Raw genomic sequence first — 22,734 nt, forward strand, 5'->3', positions numbered from 1 at the left:
AGCGGAACTACACCTTCAGCTTCGCGTAGACCACGTAGTTGTAGTCCCACAGACCTGTGGACTCCTGGTACCCGTCGCAGGTGATGAGGCGTAACTCCGATCCAGGAGTGTTGCCGTACACCTCGAGCGTGGGGAAGTCGTCCTTCTCATATTGGACGCCCTTGTCGACGACGAAGACCGCAGTGGATCCGTCATCACGCGGGACCTTAATCTCATCGCCTGATTTGAGCTCGCGAAGTTTTGCGAAGACGCCGGGGCCCCCGCCGGTAGCGTTGACGTGGCCGAGCATGACTGCGGGACCGCGTTCTCCGGGGGTTGGTGACTGGGTGTACCAGCTGGCAGGGGACCCCGGCCCTTCGGTGGGTACTTCCAGCGTGCCGTCCGACCGCTGGCCGAGGTGTACGAGTTCGGACTGAACACCGATGGTCGGGATGACGAGCGATGCCGGTTTCGAGGCTTCCATGACCGAAAGCTCGGGTGTCTTTGTGGGTGCCGGCGCTGCCTGCGTGGCGGTGGGGCTAGCGCTGGGGGATGCCGACGTCGCCGTCGGGCTTGGCGTGCTGGTTGAGGATGGGCCGTTGGACGGCGGGGCAGTGGTCGCGGCGTCACCGCAGCCCTGGAGACCCAGGGCTGCGGTGACGACGAGGGCAACCGCCGCGGATGTCCGAAGACCTCCGCGGCGACTGCGATCATGATTCGTCATGAATACGAACCTGGACTACGCGTTGTCGCTGTTACGACGACGGACCACGTAGGTGCCGCCTGCGGCTGCGGCCAGAACGAGACCGCCACCAAGGGCGATGATGCCCAGAGCGTTGGAGTCGCTGGCGCTTTCCATGGCAACACCGGTGTCGGCGCCACCTTCAGGCATGGCGCCCATCTGCGATGCGGTCAGTACACCACATGCAGCCGGTGCCGTAGCTGCCAGGGGCAGCTCCGGAACCAGGCTGGACTTGGCCTCAGCAGCTTCCTTGCTCAGCGTGGCCGGGTCCAGACCGTGAACCACAACAACGCCGGTGCCAGCCTTGAGAGATTCCATGGTTTCTGGGTTCATCTCGAACGTGCGCTCGTAGGTGTAAGCGCCGCCCATCCCAGCCAACTTAAGATCGGTGGCCGTGCTGGTGTCCGTTGCCCCGCTCGTGGAGAGCGTGGTTCCGATCTCACCGTAGGAAGGCTGGCCTTCAGGGGTGTCAATAACACCGTCGCCATTGGTGTCCGCTTCCGGAGTGGGGCAGACACCGTTGCCGGCGATGTGGATGTGCTGAACGTGCGGGTAAGCAGCGTCATTGAACGTTTCCGCGAGACCGGAGACGTTCAATTTGACGGTTGCCTCGTTGCCGTTCAGGTCAACCGTGACCTGGCCCGTTGCACTGCTACCGTTGAGGGCGTTCAATTCGCCCTGGAACGAGCTGTCAGCGGCCATTGCAGGCGAACCTGCCATGGCGATGGCCCCGAGGGCCAGCGTGGGTACTGCAAGGTAGCGAAGTGACTTCTTCATCGTGAGTTCCTCCTCATAAATAACATTCTGCGGTGATCCGGTAGGGACCACTTACATAACTATATTCGGAGTGGTCCTCATCACGGATGGGTGGGATGGGGAATATTTGAGAGAATCTTTTTATGCGATCTCTCGGTATCCCGGAAAACACTGCAAATAAGCCCACCCGCGGCGTCAGCCTGAAAGCCGGAACCATTGGCATGACCATCATGCTGGTGGTCTTCCTCGTAGCTCTGGTCTTTGCTGCCAATGAGAACGACGTTGTCGGTTGGTTGGTCGTGATCGTGTCCCTTGGCTGGCTGCTGGTTTTCAGCTTCGTCGTGTTCAGCCTCCGTTCGGCGGCGAAAAAGGCTTCCGCGAAATTCGATGAGGCGCAGAATTCCTTCAATCGCGCTGCCGGGAGAGGCCCGCTGAACCCGGCGTCGGGGTCCACTGCCATGCGGGACCAGAAGCTGGATCACAGTTTCAAGATCATCCAGGTGCAAGCAAAAGTTGTCCGTGACTATCAGGACAGGGACCAGGCCATGGTAGACAGGGCGCTCGAGACCATAGAGATCACAGCTCACAATGCCCGCGGAATGATGAAGACTCCGAACGATGACGGGCCGGTCCAGGGCACAGTAGTAAACGAGTAAGGTGGATTGTGTGAGCCCGGTATCAGAATCAGTTGTTGCGGAAGCAGCGAACTCCTCAGCTGGCGGGCACCTGCGTGTCGCCAGCGTCAATGTCAACGGCATTCGCGCTGCCTATAAGAGAGGCATGGCCCAGTGGCTTGCCGCCCGAGACATCGAAGTCCTGTGTCTTCAGGAAGTCCGCGCCCCTGACGCCATCGTGCGGGAACTTCTGGGCGACTCCTGGCATATTGTCCACGCCGAAGCGCAGGCCAAGGGCCGCGCCGGCGTCGCCATCGCGTCGCGGATGAAACCGACGGCTACGCGTGAGCACATCGGTGACGACTATTTCCAGACCTCAGGACGGTGGGTTGAGGCCGACTTCCTGGTCAACGGCAAAACATTCACGATTGCAAGCGCCTACGTGCACTCCGGTGAGGTAGATACCCCTAAACAGGCGGACAAGTACAGGTTCCTGGACGTCATGTGCACGCGGCTTCCAGCCCTGCGTGAGGCTAGTGACTACGCCTTGATCGTCGGCGATCTCAATGTTGGGCACACCACGCTGGACATCAAGAACTGGAAGGGCAACGTCAAACGGTCAGGGTTCCTGCCGGACGAACGAGCCTACTTTGACCGTTTTTTCGGTGCGGAAATTGGCTGGGTAGATGTCCAACGAAATCTTGCTGGCGAAGTCGACGGCCCCTACACTTGGTGGTCCTGGCGTGGGCAGGCCTTCGACAACGACACCGGGTGGCGCATCGATTACCACATGGCCACACCGGAACTGGCCGCACTCGCAGGCAATGCCGTCGTTGACCGGGCGGCGTCCTACGACGCCCGTTTCTCCGATCATGCACCGCTGGTAGTGGACTACCGGCTCTAGCACCTGAGGAAGTACTTTCCATGACCATCACAGAATCCCAGCAACCGGCTGACCGCCAGCGCATCCTTTCCGGAGCCAAGCCCACCGCTGACTCGCTACATCTGGGCAATTATATTGGCGCGGTCCGTAACTGGGCAGAGATGCAGAGCAGCTATGACGCAGTGATCTTCATCCCTGATCTGCACGCCGTCACCGTGGACTTTGACCCGACGACGCTCGCCCGACGTACCCGGACCGTCGCTGCCCAATACATCGCGGCCGGCATTGATCCGGAGGAATCGACGTTCTTTGTGCAGTCGCATGTTCCTGAGCATGCACAACTGGCATGGGCGCTGAATTGCATCACCGGCTTTGGAGAAGCGTCCCGGATGACCCAGTTCAAGGACAAATCTGCCAAGCAGGGAACCGACTCCACGACGCTGGGCTTGTTTGCCTATCCCACCCTCATGGCCGCTGACATCCTGTTGTATCAAGCGGACCTGGTACCCGTGGGAGAAGACCAGCGGCAGCACCTGGAATTGACCCGAAACCTTGCTCAACGCTTCAACACGCGGTTTGGCGAAACGTTCACGGTCCCGGAAGCGACCATTCTTCGGGATACCGCCAAAATTTATGACCTGCAGAACCCGACGGCAAAGATGTCCAAGACGGGGGAGTCCGTTAACGGGACAATTCAGCTGCTGGATGACCCAGGAGTCACGGCCAAGAGGATCAAGTCCGCTGTAACGGACGACGACACCGAGATCCGGTTCGACGAACAAAATAAACCGGGCATATCCAACCTGCTCACTATCTACTCGGTGATCAGTGGTAAGACAATCGCTGAACTGGAAGCCGACTATGCTGGCCGCATGTACGGGCACCTCAAAGTGGACCTCGCTGACGTACTGGTGGAATTCGTGACGCCATTGCGGAACCGCACCAATGAGTTGCTTGCAGACCCTGCCGAGTTGGACAGGCTGTTGGCGCAGGGGGCAGCCAAAGCTCGAGGCATAGCTGCCACAACACTGGGGACCGTTTATGACCGGATGGGATTCCTCCCCAGGAAGCAGGCATAGCACAGCCATGTGTGATCGCAACGTTGGATCAGGAACCGGAGGCACAGACTACAGCTCTATGCCTCCGGCGCGGTGCATCGGGATTGTGATTCCCATACCCGATCCATTGGCTGGTCGGCTGGAAGAATGGCGAGCCTCTTTCGGAGACCCGATGGCTGCCGTCGTGCCGCCGCACATCACACTCATCACCACAACGCCCGCGTGGGACTGGACGGCGGTCATGGACCACGTCCGCGAGGCCGCCAGTCACCAGGAGGAATTCAAGGTGACGCTTCGGGGGACCGGCACTTTCCGTCCGATGTCTCCTGTGGTGTATATCAACGTAACCGACGGATTCGATGCCTGTGTGGGTATGCACCAGAGACTTCAGACCGGCCCATTGGCGCGGGAGCTCGATTTTCCCTACCATCCACACGTCACGGTCGCCCACGATGTCAGCGAGGCGAGCATGGACACCGCCCTGCAGCGGCTCGTAGACTTCGAAGAATCGTTTCCAGTGCGGTCAATGGGGCTGTTTGAACATGAGGCAGGCGGGCTCTGGACGCCACGGGAGGAGCTAACGTTTGGACGTTAGGACACCAGTCCCCACTAGGCCTCATCCCATCGACCGGACGCAGTTGAGGGTGCGGGTCGGCGAGACCAAAAGAAATTTGTCCCGAGCCGTTCGGGAAGAAGCGGCGCTCCCGGTGAAGGCAAAGGCACTCTTTGCCTACCTGGTAGCCAAGCTCAGCATCTGGCGGCCCGCACGCACTCTACAGCTATACAGCCGACGTCGTGGTCCGTTGATGGCAGCCGGAGTGTCCTACCGAATGTTCTTTTCAGTCGTGGCACTCCTTGCGGTCGGCTTCTCCATTTTTGGTCTCATAGCGACGGGTAACACGGGACTTCAGTCACTGATCATTTCGGCCGTTGACGAGAGCACCCCGGGCCTCATCGACACCGGCAATGGCGGGCTGGCCAAGCCCGAAGAGCTTTTTGCCTCCAACACCAGGTTTGGCTGGGCGTTGGTCATTTCCACGGCAACCATGCTCATCACATCCCTGCGGTGGATCGCTGGCCTGCGGGACGGAATGCGTGGTGTGTTCGACCTCCCACCCGTCGTCAAGAACCCGTTGATCAAAAAACTGAATGACCTCGGCGCCTTGCTGTTGCTAGGTGTAGCCCTGGTAGTAACGTCGATTGTGGCCGCTGTGACAAATACGGCAGTCAAGTTCGTCACGGATCTTCTCAACTTCACCGGCGCACTCGCCGTCCCCCTGACGTCCCTCGCCGGAATCATGGTGATGTTGCTCCTGGATATGGCAGTCGCCGTCGTACTGTTCCGATTGGTCTCCGGCATCACCATGCCACGGATAGTGATGCTCCAGTCGGCACTGATCGCTGGGCTCGGGAGCACCCTCTTGCGGACATCCAGCTCACTACTACTGCAATCGGTGGATAAGAACCCGTTGCTGGCCACCATTGCCGTCATTCCGGGCCTCTTCGTGTGGTTTTTTCTACTTAGTCAGGTGTACCTACTAGCGACAGCGTGGGGAGCGGTCGGAACGGCAGATCACGAGGCAGTCAGAAATAGGGAACGGCGCGGTGTGCGCAGGCTTTCGCTCCGGCAGCGGGCGCGGATCGGACAACACCAAGATCCGTGATGATGCCCTTGCTGCAGCTATCTACTCGTCGATCTCCAAATACTGTTCCGCCCATGCGGCAATGATAGTTGCGGCCCGTTTTGACTGCGTCTTTCCGGTCAGCAGATGGTCGCTCTTCTCCAATGAGAAAAACGACTTGGGGTGCTTCGCTGTCCGAAATATATTGCCCGCGTTCTCAATTCCAACCACGTTGTCCATAGGGGAGTGAATGACGAGCAGCGGCACCCCGAGAGTGCGAATGCAGTCCTTGATGTCTGTGCGCTCCAAATCGAGAAGCAGTTCATGACGAATTTCAAGGTGACGTCCGCCGAGCTGCACGGTAGCGCGTCCTGTGCTCTCTATCTCTTCCTGGACCGCTTCGAAAAGATGAACAACATGACTGGGCTCGTACGGCGCGCCAATGGTGGCGACGGCATCCACTTCCGGAATGTCTTTGACGGCCGCTAGAACTGCTGCGCCGCCGAGGGAATGGCCAATAGCAATGGAGATGGTTTTGCCGACTGATTGCATGTACGCCGCTGCGCTCCGGACGTCCGCTACCTTGCTGCTGAACGTGCCATCTTCCCAGTTACCCGTGGAGTCGCCCAGACCAGCTGCATCATAGCGCAGCACACCTATGCCTAGACTCGCCAGTTCTCGGCAGACCCTCGCTGCTGCAAGACTATTTTTTCCTAGAGTGAAGCCGTGACAAAAAAGTGCCCAGGCCTCCACCTCTCCCTCCGGCACATCGATAACACCGGAGAGAGTGGTCCCTCCGACACCCGGAAATGTAACTGGCGTTGAGGAAGTCACGGAAAGTTCTGGCCCTGTCAGTTAAACGTTTCGCGCTAGAATTGCCTGCTTCACTTCGGCGATTGCCTTCGTGACCTGAATGCCTCGGGGGCACGCTTCGGTGCAGTTGAACGTGGTGCGGCAACGCCACACTCCCTCTTTGTCATTGAGGATTTCTAGACGCATGTCTCCGGCGTCGTCGCGTGAATCAAAGATGAACCGGTGTGCGTTGATAATGGCGGCTGGACCGAAGTACTGGCCGTCAGTCCAGAACACCGGACACGATGAGGTGCACGCAGCGCAGAGGATGCATTTGGTGGTGTCGTCGAACCGCTCACGCTCTTCAGCGGACTGAAGACGTTCACGGCTTGGATCATGTCCCTTGTTGATGAGGAACGGCATGATTTCGCGGTACGACTGGAAGAAGGGCTCCATGTCCACGATCAGGTCCTTCTCCACGGGGAGTCCCTTGATGGGCTCCACAAGGATTGGCTTGGACGTGTCCAGATCCTTCAGAAGAGTCTTGCAAGCAAGTCTGTTCCGACCGTTGATGCGCATGGCATCGGAGCCACATACTCCATGAGCGCAGGACCGACGGAACGACACTGAGCCGTCCTGTTCCCATTTGGCCTTGTGCAGCGCATCGAGGACGCGGTCCGTGCCGTACATGGTCATTGAAAAATCGTCCCAGTGCGCTTCATCGGAGATCTCCGGGTTGTAACGGCGCACGCGCAAAGTGATGTCAAACGTCGGGATTTCCCCGCCGCCGCCAACTCCGGCCGGTAGCTCCACCTTTGAGGCGGGCTCAGCTGTTTCCGCTGTTTCGGTGCTCATTAGTACTTTCGCTCCATCGGCTTGTATCGGGTGAAGATAACCGGCTTGGTTCCTAGACGGATCCCAAGTGTCTCGGTGGCTGTCGGATCCAGGTACGACATGGAATGGACCATGAAGTTCTCGTCGTCGCGGTCCGGGAAATCCTCACGAAAGTGTCCGCCGCGGGATTCCTGGCGGTGGAGGGCAGCTGCTGTCATGACCTTGGCCATGTCCAGAAGGAATCCGAGCTCCACAGCCTCGAGGAGGTCCAGATTGAATCTCTTACCCTTGTCCTGCACATTGATCCGCGTGTACCGCTCCTCGAGGGAGCCAATGACGGACAGGGCCTCCCCCAGAGATTCTTCGGTGCGGAAAACCTGAACATTGGCGTCCATAATGTCCTGGAGCTCCTTGCGAATCTTGGCAACTCGCTCAGTACCCTCAGAGTTACCCACCGTTGCCAGCAGCTTCTCGGTCAATGCTGTTGGCTCTTCCGGAAGGTCAACGAAATCCGCAGTCAGCGCGTATTCGGCTGCCGCGATACCCGCACGCTTGCCGAAAACGTTGATGTCCAGCAGTGAGTTCGTGCCCAGGCGGTTAGATCCGTGTACGGATACGCAGGCTACTTCACCTGCCGCATACATACCGGGTATCACGGTGTCGTTGTCTTGAAGGACCTCCGCCTTGATATTGGTGGGAATGCCACCCATGGCATAGTGCGCCGTGGGGAAGACCGGCACCGGTTCGGTGTACGGTTCTACGCCCAGATAGGTCCGCGCGAACTCAGTGATGTCCGGAAGCTTCGCATCGATATGCGCTGGTTCAAGGTGCGTCAAATCCAGCAGCACGTAGTCCTTGTCCGGACCACAACCGCGGCCCTCACGAACCTCGTTGGCCATGGCGCGAGCCACGATGTCGCGTGGTGCCAAGTCTTTGATCGTTGGGGCATAACGCTCCATGAAGCGCTCACCCTCTGAGTTACGGAGGATGGCACCCTCACCGCGGGCTGCTTCGGAGAGCAGAATGCCAAGGCCGGCAAGGCCTGTCGGGTGGAACTGGAAGAACTCCATGTCCTCCAGTGGGATTCCCTTGCGGAAGGAGATGCCCATACCGTCGCCGGTGAGAGTGTGCGCGTTGGACGTGGTCTTGTATACCTTGCCCACACCGCCGGTCGCGAAGATGATGGACTTTGCCTGAAACACGTGAAGTTCCCCGGAGGCGAGGTCATAGGAAACCACGCCAGCAACGCGCTTCTGGATGCGGGTCTCGCCGTCAACGACTACTTCTTCATCAACGGTCAGTAAGTCCAGGACGTAGAACTCGTTGTAGAACTCAACGTTGTGCTTGACGCAGTTCTGATAGAGCGTTTGAAGGATCATGTGCCCGGTGCGGTCTGCGGCGTAGCACGAACGGCGAACCGGAGCCTTACCATGGTCTCTTGTATGACCGCCGAAGCGACGCTGATCGATCCGGCCTTCCGGGGTGCGGTTGAAAGGAAGGCCCATCTTCTCCAGGTCCAGGACAGCTTCAATTGCTTCTCTGGCCATCACCTCGGCAGCATCCTGGTCCACCAGGTAGTCGCCGCCTTTAACGGTGTCGAAAGTGTGCCACTCCCAATTGTCTTCTTCCACGTTCGCTAGCGCCGCGCACATGCCGCCCTGTGCGGCGCCGGTGTGGGACCGGGTGGGGTAGAGCTTGGTCAGAACCGCAGTACGCGCGCGCTGGCCAGATTCGATGGCGGCTCGCATACCGGCGCCGCCGGCACCGACAATAACGACGTCGTACTTGTGGACCTGCATGCCTGTTGCTCTTTCTGTCGGAAGCTTGGTTTTACTGATGTACTGCGAAAGGCCTTAAGGAGCCGGGCAGTAGTCCGCAACTGTGGCGACGCCGTCGACAACGGGGCAAGGATCGAAGGTGAAGATCACCAGAGTTCCGAGAACGATGATGACGATCGTCGCGGAGTAGAGCACTCCCTTGAGCCAACGTCGTGTGGTGGTTTTCTCGGCATAGTCATTGATGATGGTCCGGACACCGTTGGTGCCATGGAGCATGGCGAGCCACAACATGGTGAGATCCCAGAATTGCCAGACGGGGTTAGCCCATTTGCCGGCTACAAAGCCAAAATCAATGCCCTTGATCCCGTCGCCCATAATGAGGTTGACGTATAGGTGGACGAAGATGAGGACCACCAGAATGACGCCGGAAAGACGCATGAAGAGCCAAGCCAGCATTTCAAAGTTGCCAGCAGACTTTCCGGAACGCAGGTACTTGGGTGAAACCCGACCGCTGCGCGGAGCTTCAATTTCGGTGCTCATGGTTTAGTGGCTCCCAAAGACAATCGGCAGGTGACGGAACGAGAAGGCGATCATGGTTACTAGCCAGAGGGCCACGACAATCCATAGGAGCTGCCGGTGGTATTTGGTGCCCTTTTTCCAGAAGTCCACGGCGATGACCCTGAGCCCATTGAACGCGTGGAACACGATCGCGGCCACTAGCCCCAGTTCGCCGAGTCCCATGATGACGTTCTTGTAGGAACCGATCACGGCGTTGTAGGCCTCTGGCGATACCCGAACCAGGGACGTATCAAGAACGTGGACCAAAAGGAAGAAGAAGATCGCGACGCCGGTAATGCGGTGCGCTACCCAAGACCACATGCCCTCACGGCCGCGGTAGAGAGTTCTTGCTGGTGTCTTCGACACTGTATTAACCTCCCTGCCTCACCGAACGCTGGCGTGTTGTCCCACGCAAGAGATGACGTCCAGGCAAAAGCATTCCAAACTTGATTCTAACCTAGGCTTCCCTGACTGGTGAGTTCAATGTAGGTATCCCTTTGTTAGCTCTGCCACCTTCCAGAAAATCAGCCCGCGGGATGAGTACCCAGCTCGACGGCGTGGTCTAACGTTGACATCGATGAATACTGACCAGCCCAGCCCAGGTAACCTCGCGGATCTTGACCGTTTTTACGGCGTCATTCCGGCTGGAGGTGTAGGTACGCGTCTGTGGCCGCTCTCAAGAGCGGCGGCTCCCAAGTTCCTCCACGACCTCACGGGGTCCGGGAGCACGTTGATTCGGGCAACCTATGACCGGTTAGCACCTCTGAGCGGTGACAAGATCATGGTGGTTACCGGCACTGTGCACCGAAAGGCTGTTCTCAAACAGCTGCCTGAATTGCAGAAGTCCAACCTCGTCCTCGAGAGTGAACCCAAGGATTCGGCTGCAGCCATTGGGCTTGCAGCGGCCATCCTGCACCGCAGAGACCCGGCCATCATCATGGGTTCCTTTGCCGCAGACCAGGTCATCACGCCCGTTGGAATCTTCCAGGACGCCGTTCGGCAGGCGGTGCATACAGCGGCGCAGGGCTACATAGTGACCATCGGAATTCAGCCAACTCATCCCTCTACCGGTTTTGGTTACATCCATGCTGGTAAGCCTCTAGGCATTGTCGGCGCCCCGGATGCCCACACAGTGGATGAGTTCGTGGAGAAGCCTTCCGCCACTGTCGCTGCTGGGTACCTCGCCGAGGGTGGCTATAGCTGGAACGCGGGAATGTTTGTGGCGCCGGTCGATCTGATGCTGAAGCATCTGCAGGCCAACGAGCCGGAGCTCTTCGCCGGACTCACGGAGATCGCTGAGGCGTGGGATACCCCGCGGAGAGTTGAAGTTGCCAGACGGGTCTGGCCAACGTTGCCCAAGATCGCCATTGACTATGCCGTTGCCGAACCAGCTGCCGCCGCCGGAGACGTGGCTATGATCCCGGGTACCTTCGGCTGGGACGATGTAGGGGACTTCGCCGCCATTGGTCGACTGAATCCAGCATCGGAAGACAGCAAAGTCACTGTCATGGGTGAGGGGGCTCGGGTGTACTCGGAGAACGCCTCGGGAGTCGTGGTCTCAGATACCAAGCGCGTGATCGCGTTAATCGGAATTGACGATGTGGTGGTGGTAGATACCCCTGACGCGCTGCTGGTGACTACTAAGGAACACGCTCAGGAAGTGAAGAAGGCTGTGGAGCATCTTAGGGCAAGCGGAGACACCGACGTCCTGTAGCGACACACTCCCCCATACTGAATGCGTTGTAGCTAGGGTGGAAGAGTGCAGACTTCAACAGCTGAAGAGAATCCACTAGCCACCGTAGGCCCGTTGGTTGCGCCCCTACTTGAGTCTCTTGTTGAGTTCAGACGTGACATTCACGCCAATCCGGAACTTTCCCACAAAGAATTCCGCACAACGGACCGCATCTATGCTGCACTTCTGAAGGCGGGACTGGCACCACGGCGTCTGGAGAAGACCGGAGTCATGGTAGACATCGGGACCGGGCCGATTGCGATTGCGCTGCGCGCTGATATCGATGCGCTGCCGATTCTTGAGGAGACTGGTCTTCCGTATGAGTCCCGCAATGAGGGCATCACGCACGCCTGCGGACATGACATTCACACAACGGTCATGCTTGGTGTGGCCCGCGTGCTGGCGCAGCTCGATGCCGAGGCCCCGTTGTCTGCACGGATTCGCGTTATTTTCCAGCCGGCCGAGGAGACAATGCCCGGCGGGGCCCTCGACGTTATCAGCCAGGGCGTCCTGACCGATGTTCCCCGTATTCTGGCGTTGCACTGTGATCCCCGAATCGACGTGGGAAAAGTCGGTACTCGCATCGGCGCCATCACCTCGGCCTCGGACACCATTCGTATTGAGCTAACGGGCCGAGGAGGTCATACTTCCCGGCCGTACTTGACCGAGGACATGGTTTTCGCACTTGCCCAGATCGCCGTGAACGTCCCTGCGGTGCTGTCCCGACGGGTGGATGTCCGAAGTGGCGTTTCGGTGGTGTGGGGGCAGATCAGTGCCGGTTCGGCACCCAACGCAATTCCGGCGCACGGATTTATGTCCGGCACCATGCGGTGTCTGGACAATGAAGCGTGGTTCGCAGCTGGTGAGTTGCTGGACTCTGTGGTCAAACAGGTCGCCGCTCCTTATGGCGTCGCAGTGGATCTGCAACACACCCGGGGGGTGCCTCCCGTGATCAATTCGGAGACGGAAACGCGCCTGATTGAGGTGGCCGCACGTGCGGAACTGGGTGAGGAGTCTGTGGTCTTGACGCCTCAGTCAATGGGTGGTGAGGACTTCGCCTGGATGACACAGAAAGTACAGGGAGCCATGATGCGCCTCGGCACCAGGACACCCGGCGGTGAAACCTATGATCTGCACCGAGGGGACTATTCCCCGGATGAGCAGGCAATAGGTTGCGGGGTCCGCGTCATGGCCGGAGCCGCAGTGCGGGCTGTCTTTCCTACCGGAGTCGCATAGTTCTCAGATGTGGACAGCTACTCGTTGGTAACGAAAGTTCAACGATGCACCCTTGACGGAGCGGAACGGTGGTATGTATGCGCTGCTTTCCATTACTCTATGTTCATACTGCAGTCCACATCACGCGTGGACATGGCACCACGGGCAAGTCAGTGAAAACAGAACTTGATAGCGGACACTCATTGAAATAGCGGCCTGGGGTTAATTTCGTCATCGGAGGAATCTTGAAGAAATCACCTCGCACTATTAAGCGCGGCACGGGTACGGCTACTGCCCTGTTCGCGGCGTCCGCACTCTTGTTGTCCGCCTGCGGCGCCCCGCCTGCGGAGGACGCTGCGCAGGACAAGAGCGCCAACAGCGACTACACCGGTTGTATCGTCTCGGACTCCGGTGGATTTGACGACCGCTCGTTCAACCAGTCCAGCTATGAGGGCATTCAAAAAGCCAAGGATGACCTCGGTATCAAGGTACTCGAAGCCGAATCATCGGCCGAGACCGACTTTGGCCCGAACGTTAATTCAATGGTGACCAGCGGTTGCGATTTGATCGTGACGGTGGGTTACCTGCTCTCTAGCACCACCAAAGAAGCCGCGACGGCTAACCCTGACACCAACTTCGCCATCGTGGATGACAACCAGATTGACCTTCCGAACGTCAAGCCGATTATTTATGACACGGCCCAGGCCGCGTTCATGGCTGGTTACCTGGCCGCCGGAACCACAGAAACGGGCAAAGTAGCGACCTACGGTGGCATCCAGATCCCTACCGTCACTATTTTCATGGACGGTTTTGCTGAAGGCGTGAATTACTACAATGAGCAGAAGGACGAGGACGTTCAGCTCCTGGGCTGGAACAAGGAAGCCCAGACCGGAACCTTCATCGGGGACTTCGAGAACACCACCAAGGGCAAGACGAACACCAAGAACTTCGCCAACGAGGGCGCCGACATCATTATGCCGGTGGCCGGACCTGTTGGACTTGGAACCCTCGATGCAGTCACCGAGCTGCAGGCGGCCGGGAAGGACATGAAAGTTATCTGGGTAGACTCCGACGGGTACCTGACGGTTCCCAATGGTAAAGAGTTCATCCTGACTTCCGTTATGAAGCTCATGGGCGAGGCCGTTGAGGAAGTTATCAAGACAGACGTCGAGGGTAACTTCAGCAACGAACCCTACGTAGGAACCCTGGATAACGGTGGAGTTGCCCTCGCGCCGTTCCATGATATGGAAGATGCGGTTGCGGACGACATGAAGTCCGAACTCGACAAGATCAAGGCCGACATCATTTCTGGTGAGATCTCGGTAGAGTCCGAGGCCAGCCCCAAGTAACCTTATCGCTGGTGCGCCGCCGTTCCTGTGGGAGATATTCCGCCACAGGAACGGCGGTGCGTTCTGCGTTGTGGCTTGAGCGCCGTCATCTAGCATCACCGTTTGCGAGCCATGCGACAAACGGATTCCAACAAAGAACGGATTGGTTGGAGTTGTGAAACTCGAACTTCAGGGAATTACCAAAAAATTCGGATCCATGGTGGCCAATGACCACATTGACCTTGTGGTTGAACCCGGGACAGTTCACTGCCTTCTGGGGGAAAATGGCGCCGGGAAATCGACCCTCATGAACGTCCTCTACGGACTCTACGAACCGACCGAGGGGTCCATCCTCGTAGATGGCAGACCTGTGACCTTCAAGGGTCCCGGCGATGCCATGGCCGCGGGCATTGGGATGGTCCACCAACACTTCATGTTGATCCCGGTCTTCACAGTGGCGGAGAATGTTGCTCTGGGCGACGAAGCGACCAGGCTGGGCGGCGTTCTGGATCTGAAGGAGACGCGCAAGAAAATCCGCGAAATCTCGGATCAGTATCAGTTCGACGTCGATCCGGATGCGCTGGTGGAAGATCTGCCGGTTGGCGTTCAGCAGCGGGTAGAGATCATCAAGGCGCTGGTCCGCAATGCGAAAGTGCTCATCCTCGATGAACCGACGGCGGTTCTTACGCCCAAGGAATCCGACAAGCTGATGGGCATTATCGGCCAGCTGAAAGCAGGCGGCACCTCGATCGTCTTCATCTCGCACAAGCTGCGTGAGGTCAAAGCCGTTTCGGATGTCATCACTGTTATTCGCCGCGGAAAAGTTGTCGCTACTGCTGAGCCCTCCACATCGACAACGGAACTCGCGTCGATGATGGTTGGCCGAGAGGTCAACCTCAGCCTCAACAAGGCTCCAGCGCAGCCCGGGAAGCCCACCTTCGACGTCAAGCGCCTTACCGTGCTGTCCTCCACGGGCTATAAAATGGTCGACGACGTCTCTTTCACCATTTTCGAGGGTGAGATCCTCGCCGTCGCCGGTGTTCAGGGCAACGGCCAGACTGAGCTGACCGAGGCGATTCTTGGGCTTCAGGACCACGTACGCGGGTCGATCAAGCTCAATGGTATTGAACTTCTAGGAAAATCTGTCCGGGATGTCATCCGTCAGGGCGTGGGTTTCGTCCCTGAAGACCGGCAGGAAGACGGCCTCGTCGGTGCGTTCACCATTGCGGAGAACTTGATCCTGAACTGGTATGACGAGTCCCCCTTCGCGAAGGGACTCACCATGAAACCTGTTGTTGTCCGCGAAAACGCGGAGAAGAAGATCCTGGAGTACGACGTTCGCACGGAGTCGGCATTAGCTGACGCCAGCACCCTCTCGGGCGGAAATCAGCAGAAAGTCGTTCTCGCGCGCGAGCTGTCGCGTCCGCTGAAACTCTTCATCGCGTCACAGCCCACGCGCGGAGTCGACGTCGGATCCATCGAATTCCTGCACAAGCGTATTGTGGCGGAGCGCGATGGCGGCACTCCCGTTCTGATCGTCTCCACCGAACTCGATGAAGTCAGCGAACTCGCAGACCGAATCGCCGTCATGTTCCATGGCCAGCTCATGGGGATTGTGCCAGGTAACACCACCCGCGACGTTCTTGGCCTGATGATGGCGGGGATGACCGGAGATGAGGCTCTGGCACAGACTTCCAGTAGCACCGCAGTAGACCCGGGAGGGCAGCAATGAGCGGCGACAACACACCTCAGGAGCAGGACCTGGAAAAGGAAACTGCAGCAGAGACCGACGGCGGCACGCACGCACGCTCGCCTGCTGCCGCGGGAACCAACCCCAGCGAGTCACAGGGCAAGGCGAGCTCTGTTCTTCAGCAGATCATGGGTGGCAGCGGAATCGTTTCCGTGTTGGCTGTTGTCCTGTCCATGATCTTGGGTGGGCTGCTGATCGCTGTCACCAACGAGCGGGTGACAGCAACGGCGTTGTATTTCTTCACCCGCCCCATGGACATGCTGGCAGCGGCGTGGAACGCGGCGAGCAGCGCCTATGTGGCCCTGTTCAAGGGAGCTATCTTCAACAGCGACGCCGACACGGTCTCTGCGATGTTCCGGCCTTTCACCGAAACCCTGACCGTCGCAACGCCGCTGGTGCTCGCCGGACTTGGTGTGGCTCTGGCGTTTCGCGCCGGACTGTTCAACATCGGCGCCCAGGGCCAGATCGTCTTGGGTGCAACGTTCGCCGGCTGGGTAGGGTTCACCCTGGATCTGCCGGTCGGTGTGCACCTGGTGGTCGCTATCATCGCGGGCTTCGTCGGCGGTGCGCTCTGGGGCGGTATTGCCGGTGTGCTGAAGGCACGAACCGGGGCACACGAGGTCATTGTGACCATCATGCTCAACTACATTGCCATCAACCTGGTGGCCTTCCTGTTGTTTACCCCCGCTTTCCAGAATCCGGGGTCCTCAAACCCCATCAGTCCGCCGATCAAGGAAACGGCGCTCTTCCCGCTGCTACTGGGTAGCGGATTCCGTCTTCACCTGGGCTTCCTCGTGGCACTTGCTGCAACGTACGGGATCTGGTGGCTACTCAATCGGTCGACCATCGGATTTGAGCTCCGCGCGGTCGGAGCGAATCCTCATGCAGCCCGGACCGCTGGAATCAGTGTGGCCAAGGGTTACATCGTCGTCATGCTGATCGCCGGAGGGCTCGCTGGTTTAGCTGGGGTTGCCCAGATATCTGGTACTGAGCGGGTCCTCACGGGAGGAATTGCGGCGAGTTTTGGTTTTGACGCGATCACCGTGGCATTGCTGGGTCGCTCCCACCCCTGGGGTGTGTTCTTTGCAGGGATTCTCTTCGGAGCGTTCCGTGCCGGTGGCGTACAGATGCAGACGCAGACCGGAACCCCCATAGACATCGTTCTGGTGGTGCAGTCACTGATCGTCCTGTTCATCGCAGCGCCTCCGTTGGTCAAAGCGATTTTCCGCATTGACGTGAAGAAAAAGAAGAAGCGCCAGCCGCGCGTGGCGGCAACGGTTGGAGGTGCGGCATGAGTACGGCTACTGCTGAATCACACGCGGAAACCACGACACCTCACGCGGTAGTGAGGAACTGGAAGGCGCCCGTTGGCTTTGGCATCGGTGCACTGGTGTCACTGCTCGTGTTCGCGATCGGAAGCCCGGCCAAGACGGCCATCTTCCGCATTTCGGCCGACGACGATCGTTTCCGACTTCAGGACGTTCATTTACCCGCGACGACGGTGGGATGGGTTGTCACGATCGCCCTGACCGCCCTAGCGGTTTACGCGTTCCTGCAGGTCCGGAAGGGCGTCCATATTTCACGCTGGGCGGCAGCGGCGTACGCTCTTTTCTTTGTCACAGGCTTCCTCACCTGGGTGGTGGGCAGTGCCAACACCCCGAGCATCTCGCTCGGCGGCTTGGTCGCGGGTTCTGTCACGCTCGCCGTGCCGTTGATTTTCGGCTCCATGTCAGGTGTTCTGTGCGAGCGTTCCGGGGTGGTGAACATCGCCATCGAGGGGCAGCTTCTCTCTGGTGCATTCGCTGCCGCCGTTGCCGGTTCAATCTCCGGCAGTGCGTTCGTCGGGCTCATCGCAGCGGCGCTTGCCGGGATGCTGGTGTCGGTGGTGCTCGCGATGTTCAGCATCAAGTATTTCGTGAATCAGATCATCGTTGGCGTGGTTCTCAACGTTCTTGTGTCCGGAGTGACGGGCTTTCTGGCGTCTACATTGCTCAGCCGTGATCCCCAGGTGTGGAACAACCCGCCGCGGTTGCCGGACATCAGCATTCCGCTGCTCTCAGATATCCCCATCATCGGGCCCATCCTGTTCAAACAGAGCATTGTCGGTTACCTGATGTACATCATTGTTATCGTCATCTACCTTGGCCTCTACTACACAAAGTGGGGCCTTCGGCTCCGAGCTGTGGGCGAGCATCCGCAGGCCGCGGACACCGTGGGCATCAACGTGAATCGCTGGAGATTCTGGAACGTGGTTCTTGGCGGCGGAGTTGCGGGTCTGGGAGGCGCTTTTTACACCCTTGTTGCCGTTAGTAGCTTCACACCGGATATGACGGCTGGACAGGGCTATATTGCCCTGGCGGCGCTCATCTTTGGACGGTGGAATCCCATCGGCGCATTCTTCGCCTCACTGCTCTTCGGGTTCGCAACGAACCTGCAATACGTGCTGTCCATCGTGGGGACGTCGGTGCCGAGCCAGTTTCTGGCCATGCTGCCGTACATCGTCACGATTCTGGCCGTCGCCGGGTTGGTCGGGAAGTCCCGCGCTCCGGCAGCAAGCGGCATCCCCTACGTCAAGGAGTAACTGTGTCCAGTATCCCCAACGCGGTGGACTGGGAGGCCCTCACCAAGGCTGCCCGGCAAGCGATGGAACAAGCTTATGTGCCGTACTCAAGATATCCAGTGGGGGCGGCTGCGCTGACCGAGGACGGCCGGGTGGTCTCCGGCTGCAATGTCGAGAATGCATCCTATGGCCTGACGTTGTGTGCAGAGTGTTCGCTGGTCAGTCAGCTGCAAATGACCGGCGGCGGTCGTTTGGTTGCGTTCAGCTGCGTGGACGGAGAGGGCAACGTCCTTATGCCGTGTGGACGGTGCCGGCAGCTCCTGTATGAATTCCGGGCACCGCACATGCAGTTATTGACGGTGAGCGGCGTAAAGACCATGGATGAGGTGCTTCCGGACGCATTTGGTCCGGAGAACCTCTCCCAATAGACAGACAGCCAGGGAGGGCTCATGAGCCAGAGGCGAGCAGAAAATTTCGATGCAGTAGACATCATCAGGACCAAACGGGACAAGGGAACCCTCACCCGCCAGCAGATCGACTGGACCATTGATGCCTACACCCGCGGGATCATCGCGGATGAGCAGATGTCTGCGCTCAACATGGCGATCCTCCTCAACGGGATGGACCACGAGGAAATTTCGGCCTGGACCGCGGCCATGATTGCCAGCGGAGAACGGATGGACTTCTCTGCACTGGGCAAGCCGACATCGGATAAACACTCGACGGGCGGTGTTGGCGACAAGATCACGTTGCCTCTTGCGCCTCTCGTCGCAGTCTTCGGTGTGGCTGTGCCGCAACTATCCGGCAGGGGCCTTGGCCATACGGGCGGGACCCTGGACAAACTCGAGTCCATCCCGGGCTGGCGGGCCAACCTCTCCAACGAGGAGATGATGCGACAGCTCCATGATGTCGGCGCTGTCATCTGCGCGGCGGGAGCGGGTCTGGCCCCAGCGGATAAGAAGCTCTATTCCCTGCGCGATGTTACCGGCACAGTAGAAGCGATTCCCCTCATTGCCTCGTCGATCATGAGTAAGAAAATCGCCGAGGGCACCGGTTCACTGGTTCTGGATGTGAAGGTCGGTTCGGGCGCGTTCATGAAGGACGAGCGCAGAGGGCGGGAGCTGGCCGAAACCATGGTTGCCCTGGGGAAGGACGCCGGCGTCAATACTGTGGCTTTGCTGACCAATATGGAGACGCCCCTGGGCCTCACGGCGGGTAACGCCATCGAGGTCGAGGAATCTGTCGAGGTTCTCGCCGGAGGAGGCCCGGAGGACGTCGTCGAACTCACCGTGCGTCTTGCTGAAGAAATGCTTGCCTGCGCCGGCGTCCATGATGCTGATCCGGCAGCCGCCCTCCGGGACGGCCGAGCCATGGATCTCTGGCGTCGGATGATCGCGGCTCAGAACGGAGATCCTGACGCCGCGCTACCGGTAGCCCGGGAATCAGAGACTGTGTTGGCCCCGGCCGACGGCGTGCTGGTGGGACTTGACGCCATGGCCGTTGGCCTAGCAGCTTGGCGGCTAGGAGCGGGCCGTGCCCGCAAAGAAGACGCAGTCCAGGCAGGGGCCGGGATACGGCTCCACGCGAAGCCCGGCGCCGTGGTTCGGGCCGGAGAGCCGCTGATGACACTGTTGACAGACACCCCGGAAAAATTCGATCGTGCCAGAGAAGCACTGACAGATGCGGTAACGATCGCACCGGAAGGGGCACGAGCGGGGCAGCAGCTCATCATCGACCGGATCTCCTGACCGGTTTCCGCCGGGCCTCTCATCCCTGGGGATGAGAAAAGCGCTATCCCAAGATCAGCTATACGGCTGATGCCCTCGCAGAGCGGCGTCGCCTAGGTTGGATACCGGGGCTGAATCAGGGGAATACCCCATGGTGGCTTTCACCGCAGCACTGGCAGTGTTGAATCAACGCAATGTCGATTCAAGGCAGCCAGCACGGTCATCAGAAGGAGCACCACGGTGGAATCGACGATCGAATTTGTCAACGGTCTGAATGCGTTCATTGTCGGTGCGGCCGAACAGCCTTGGGTCTACGTCCTGGTCTTTGCATGCTGCACCCTGGACGGGTTCTTCCCTCCGGTCCCGTCGGAATCGGTGGTGGTGGGACTCGGCTCGGTGGTGGCTAGCGCTGGATCCCCCAACGTCTGGCTTCTCATTCTGGTAGCGGGCCTTGGTGCTTTCGTCGGAGACAACATCGCGTATCTGATTGGGCGCGCCATTGGTACAACCCGGTTTGCTTGGATGCGCCGCCCCAGAATGCAGCGGTCCTTTGCGTGGGCGCGCTATGAACTCGACAAACGGGCTGCCTCGCTGATCATGATCGCCCGGTTCATTCCCATTGGGCGGGTGGCCGTAAATCTGGCTGCCGGAGCCACGAGGTATTCCCGCCGTCGATTCCTGTTTCTCACCACTATCTCAGCGGTCGCCTGGTCGTCATACTCTGTGGGCATCGGCATGTTCTTTGGGCAGTGGTTTGCCCACAACCACTCGCTCGGCGCTACTCTGGCTATCGCGTGCGCTGTCATCATCGGTTTTACCGTGGACAGGGTCATCGCGGCGGTGCGGGGAGAGCCCGGGCGGGGCACGTATGCCGGGGAAAGTACAGCAGCCCGAACGGATGACCGGGCGGAGCGGGCTCGCGTACAGTAATCCGTGTGACTGAATCTATGACTGACCCTGCAACAGACCTCGACTTCGACATCCTTAGCCTGCCCAAGGTATCCCTGCATGACCACCTTGACGGTGGATTGCGCCCATCAACGATCATTGAACTTGCCGCTGCCGTTGGTCACGCACTGCCGTCAACCGATCCGGTAGCCCTTCGCGCCTGGTTCCTTGAGTCGGCGAGTTCAGGCTCGCTGGAGCGCTACCTTGAGACGTTCGATCACACGATCGCCGTCATGCAAACGGCGGAGGCCCTGACGCGCGTTGCTCACGAATTTGTGGAAGACCTCGTGGACGACGGCGTCGTGTACGGCGAAGTCCGATGGGCTCCCGAGCAGCACCTCACCGTGGGCCTGAGCCTTGACGACGCCGTGACAGCGGTTCAGGAAGGGCTTAACGCCGGCGTGGCGGCAGCAGAGGAACGCGGCCACCTCATCCAGGTTGGCCAGCTGATCACAGCCATGCGGCACGCGGACAGAAGCCAGGAGATTGCCGAGCTTGCCGTCCGGCACCGGGATGCAGGAGCCGTCGGCTTTGATATCGCCGGAGCGGAAGATGGTTTTCCGGCGTCGCGTTTCGCGGAAGCTTTCACGTATTTGGCTGCACACCAGTTCCCCGTCACGGTTCATGCTGGCGAGGCAGCAGGTTTGGAGAGCATCGTCAGTGCCCTGGTTGATGGACGCGCGCTTCGCCTGGGCCATGGTGTTCGGATTGCCGAGGACATCGACGTCGAATTCAACGAAGAAGATCAACAGGACGCTTCCGGAGCTGAAGGAGACGAAGCCGTGGGCTTGGTCTCGCTCGGCAAGGTGGCGTCGTGGGTCCGAGATCGCCAGATCACTCTGGAAGTATGTCCTTCATCAAATCTTCAGACGGGTGCTGCTGAACAGTTCGGCGGGGACCTCGATAGCCACCCCATCGACTTGCTGTACCAGACCGGCTTCAACGTGACAATCAACCCAGACAATCGACTGATGAGCGGCATCACGCTGACCGGAGAGTTTGAACTCCTGGCAGAAACGTTCAGCTACGATCTTGAGGATATCCGCACGTTCACGCTGAATGCAGCGGAGGCAGCGTTTTTGCCGCTGGAAGAACGCGAGGCTCTGATCGATTACATCAATGATGGCTTCGACAACGCCGTGGACTGAGACGAACGCCATCCCGCGGCTGGTTGAGGTCATCGCCCAGCTGCGGGAGCGTTGTCCTTGGGTTGCGGATCAAACACCGGGATCCCTCGTGGGCTACCTCATCGAGGAAAGCTACGAGCTCGTTGAGGCGCTGGAAACCGGGCAGGGTGATCAGGCCGGGCTTGATGAGCTTCGCGGTGAACTCGGCGACGTTCTGTTACAGGTGGTCCTGCACGCCCGCATCCAGCAGGAGCGCGGCAACTTCGATCTCGACGCCGTGGCCCGGACCCTGACCGAGAAGATGATCCGCCGCAACCCGCACGTTTTCACTCCCGACGGCAGCCTGGTCGAGGGCGCAGCGGAAATCGGCGTCGATGATATTGAGAAGACCTGGCAGAACGTGAAGCGTCAGGAGAAACCGGCACGCAGCAGTCCATTGGATGGCATCCCAGCCCACTTGCCAGCGTTGATAATGGCTGCGAAGGTCTCAGCGCGGGTCCACGGACACGGAAGCGTTGACCGTGAGGGGCACGCGAGGGAACATGAGCTCGGTGACATGCTCCTGAACCTCGTCGAAGAGACAACACGAGGAGGACTCGACGCCGAGCGCGCACTCCGGGCTGCCATCCGGCGCCGATACGGAACGTAACGTTCTGCGGCGCCGTTGAAACTCTATTAGTGTTGAACCTGGCACCAGCCCTCTCCAACACCCAGATTCACATCCGCAGAAC

At 59.2% G+C, this 22,734-nt stretch carries 23 protein-coding genes; 16 read left to right on the forward strand and 7 right to left on the reverse strand.

Annotated elements, in window-relative coordinates:
* Positions 1-7: 7 nt before the first annotated feature.
* Both JOE65_RS05795 and JOE65_RS05800 read right to left on the reverse strand, forming a co-directional pair.
* Complete coding sequence (locus JOE65_RS05795) at positions 8-703, reverse strand: class F sortase (RefSeq protein ID WP_205162331.1); 696 nt, start codon at positions 701-703, stop codon at positions 8-10.
* A gap of 15 nt (positions 704-718) precedes the next feature.
* The gene (locus JOE65_RS05800; protein WP_205162332.1) at positions 719-1,498 is read right to left on the reverse strand and encodes a hypothetical protein; all 780 of its coding nucleotides are present in this window, start codon (positions 1,496-1,498) and stop codon (positions 719-721) included.
* A gap of 122 nt (positions 1,499-1,620) precedes the next feature.
* Between JOE65_RS05800 and JOE65_RS05805 the strand changes: the two genes are divergently transcribed.
* From JOE65_RS05805 to JOE65_RS05825, 5 genes are all read left to right on the forward strand, one after another.
* Positions 1,621-2,133, forward strand: coding sequence for a hypothetical protein (locus JOE65_RS05805; protein WP_205162333.1), 513 nt, complete (start codon positions 1,621-1,623; stop codon positions 2,131-2,133).
* Between the two features lie 10 nt (positions 2,134-2,143).
* Complete coding sequence (locus JOE65_RS05810) at positions 2,144-2,995, forward strand: exodeoxyribonuclease III (protein ID WP_205162334.1); 852 nt, start codon at positions 2,144-2,146, stop codon at positions 2,993-2,995.
* A gap of 20 nt (positions 2,996-3,015) precedes the next feature.
* Positions 3,016-4,053, forward strand: coding sequence for a tryptophan--tRNA ligase (trpS, locus tag JOE65_RS05815; RefSeq protein ID WP_205162335.1), 1,038 nt, complete (start codon positions 3,016-3,018; stop codon positions 4,051-4,053).
* Positions 4,054-4,111: 58 nt separating this feature from the next.
* Complete coding sequence (locus JOE65_RS05820; protein ID WP_239536628.1) at positions 4,112-4,627, forward strand: 2'-5' RNA ligase family protein; 516 nt, start codon at positions 4,112-4,114, stop codon at positions 4,625-4,627.
* A gap of 76 nt (positions 4,628-4,703) precedes the next feature.
* Complete coding sequence (locus tag JOE65_RS05825; RefSeq protein ID WP_205162337.1) at positions 4,704-5,696, forward strand: YihY/virulence factor BrkB family protein; 993 nt, start codon at positions 4,704-4,706, stop codon at positions 5,694-5,696.
* Positions 5,697-5,717: 21 nt separating this feature from the next.
* On the opposite strand, the gene JOE65_RS05830 is transcribed toward JOE65_RS05825, so the two are convergent.
* From JOE65_RS05830 to sdhC, 5 genes are read right to left on the reverse strand one after another with little or no spacing between them, the layout of a single operon-like run.
* Positions 5,718-6,488: an alpha/beta fold hydrolase gene (locus tag JOE65_RS05830; RefSeq protein WP_205162338.1), complete on the reverse strand. Its 771-nt coding sequence runs from the start codon at positions 6,486-6,488 to the stop codon at positions 5,718-5,720.
* Between the two features lie 21 nt (positions 6,489-6,509).
* Positions 6,510-7,301: a succinate dehydrogenase iron-sulfur subunit gene (locus tag JOE65_RS05835; RefSeq protein WP_205162339.1), complete on the reverse strand. Its 792-nt coding sequence runs from the start codon at positions 7,299-7,301 to the stop codon at positions 6,510-6,512.
* Entirely contained in the window at positions 7,301-9,079 is a 1,779-nt protein-coding gene (sdhA, locus tag JOE65_RS05840; protein ID WP_205162340.1) for a succinate dehydrogenase flavoprotein subunit, read from the reverse strand. The genes JOE65_RS05835 and sdhA overlap by 1 nt, the downstream gene beginning before the upstream one ends.
* Before the next feature lie 54 nt (positions 9,080-9,133).
* Positions 9,134-9,598 (reverse strand): succinate dehydrogenase hydrophobic membrane anchor subunit, encoded by a 465-nt coding sequence (locus JOE65_RS05845; protein ID WP_205162341.1) that lies wholly within the window; start codon positions 9,596-9,598, stop codon positions 9,134-9,136.
* A 3-nt stretch (positions 9,599-9,601) separates the two neighbouring features.
* Positions 9,602-9,982: a succinate dehydrogenase, cytochrome b556 subunit gene (sdhC, locus tag JOE65_RS05850; protein WP_205162342.1), complete on the reverse strand. Its 381-nt coding sequence runs from the start codon at positions 9,980-9,982 to the stop codon at positions 9,602-9,604.
* Positions 9,983-10,193: 211 nt separating this feature from the next.
* On the opposite strand from sdhC, the gene JOE65_RS05855 reads away from it, so the two are divergent.
* From JOE65_RS05855 to JOE65_RS05905, 11 genes are all read left to right on the forward strand, one after another.
* Positions 10,194-11,330: a mannose-1-phosphate guanylyltransferase gene (locus JOE65_RS05855; RefSeq protein WP_205162343.1), complete on the forward strand. Its 1,137-nt coding sequence runs from the start codon at positions 10,194-10,196 to the stop codon at positions 11,328-11,330.
* 45 nt (positions 11,331-11,375) lie between these two features.
* Entirely contained in the window at positions 11,376-12,584 is a 1,209-nt protein-coding gene (locus JOE65_RS05860) for an amidohydrolase (RefSeq protein WP_205162344.1), read from the forward strand.
* 224 nt (positions 12,585-12,808) lie between these two features.
* Positions 12,809-13,912: a BMP family lipoprotein gene (locus tag JOE65_RS05865; protein ID WP_239536629.1), complete on the forward strand. Its 1,104-nt coding sequence runs from the start codon at positions 12,809-12,811 to the stop codon at positions 13,910-13,912.
* Positions 13,913-14,066: 154 nt separating this feature from the next.
* A complete protein-coding gene (locus JOE65_RS05870) occupies positions 14,067-15,623 on the forward strand; it encodes an ATP-binding cassette domain-containing protein (RefSeq protein ID WP_205162345.1) in 1,557 nt (518 codons plus the stop codon).
* The gene (locus JOE65_RS05875) at positions 15,620-16,936 is read left to right on the forward strand and encodes an ABC transporter permease (protein ID WP_205162346.1); all 1,317 of its coding nucleotides are present in this window, start codon (positions 15,620-15,622) and stop codon (positions 16,934-16,936) included. The genes JOE65_RS05870 and JOE65_RS05875 overlap by 4 nt, the downstream gene beginning before the upstream one ends.
* Positions 16,933-18,222: an ABC transporter permease gene (locus JOE65_RS05880; protein ID WP_205162347.1), complete on the forward strand. Its 1,290-nt coding sequence runs from the start codon at positions 16,933-16,935 to the stop codon at positions 18,220-18,222. Before JOE65_RS05875 ends, JOE65_RS05880 begins: the two co-directional genes overlap by 4 nt.
* An 11-nt stretch (positions 18,223-18,233) precedes the next feature.
* Positions 18,234-18,629 carry a cytidine deaminase gene (locus JOE65_RS05885; protein WP_205164042.1) on the forward strand — a complete coding sequence of 132 codons (396 nt, stop codon included), beginning with the start codon at positions 18,234-18,236 and terminating at the stop codon, positions 18,627-18,629.
* Between the two features lie 21 nt (positions 18,630-18,650).
* Positions 18,651-19,949, forward strand: coding sequence for a thymidine phosphorylase (locus JOE65_RS05890; protein WP_205162348.1), 1,299 nt, complete (start codon positions 18,651-18,653; stop codon positions 19,947-19,949).
* A 219-nt stretch (positions 19,950-20,168) separates the two neighbouring features.
* Entirely contained in the window at positions 20,169-20,858 is a 690-nt protein-coding gene (locus JOE65_RS05895) for a VTT domain-containing protein (protein ID WP_205162349.1), read from the forward strand.
* Positions 20,859-20,875: 17 nt separating this feature from the next.
* The gene (locus tag JOE65_RS05900; protein WP_239536907.1) at positions 20,876-22,024 is read left to right on the forward strand and encodes an adenosine deaminase; all 1,149 of its coding nucleotides are present in this window, start codon (positions 20,876-20,878) and stop codon (positions 22,022-22,024) included.
* Entirely contained in the window at positions 21,996-22,652 is a 657-nt protein-coding gene (locus JOE65_RS05905) for a MazG nucleotide pyrophosphohydrolase domain-containing protein (RefSeq protein WP_239536630.1), read from the forward strand. The genes JOE65_RS05900 and JOE65_RS05905 overlap by 29 nt, the downstream gene beginning before the upstream one ends.
* Positions 22,653-22,734 lie beyond the last annotated feature (82 nt).

It is taken from the genome of Arthrobacter roseus, assembly GCF_016907875.1.
GTDB classification, from domain to species: domain Bacteria; phylum Actinomycetota; class Actinomycetes; order Actinomycetales; family Micrococcaceae; genus Arthrobacter_J; species Arthrobacter_J roseus.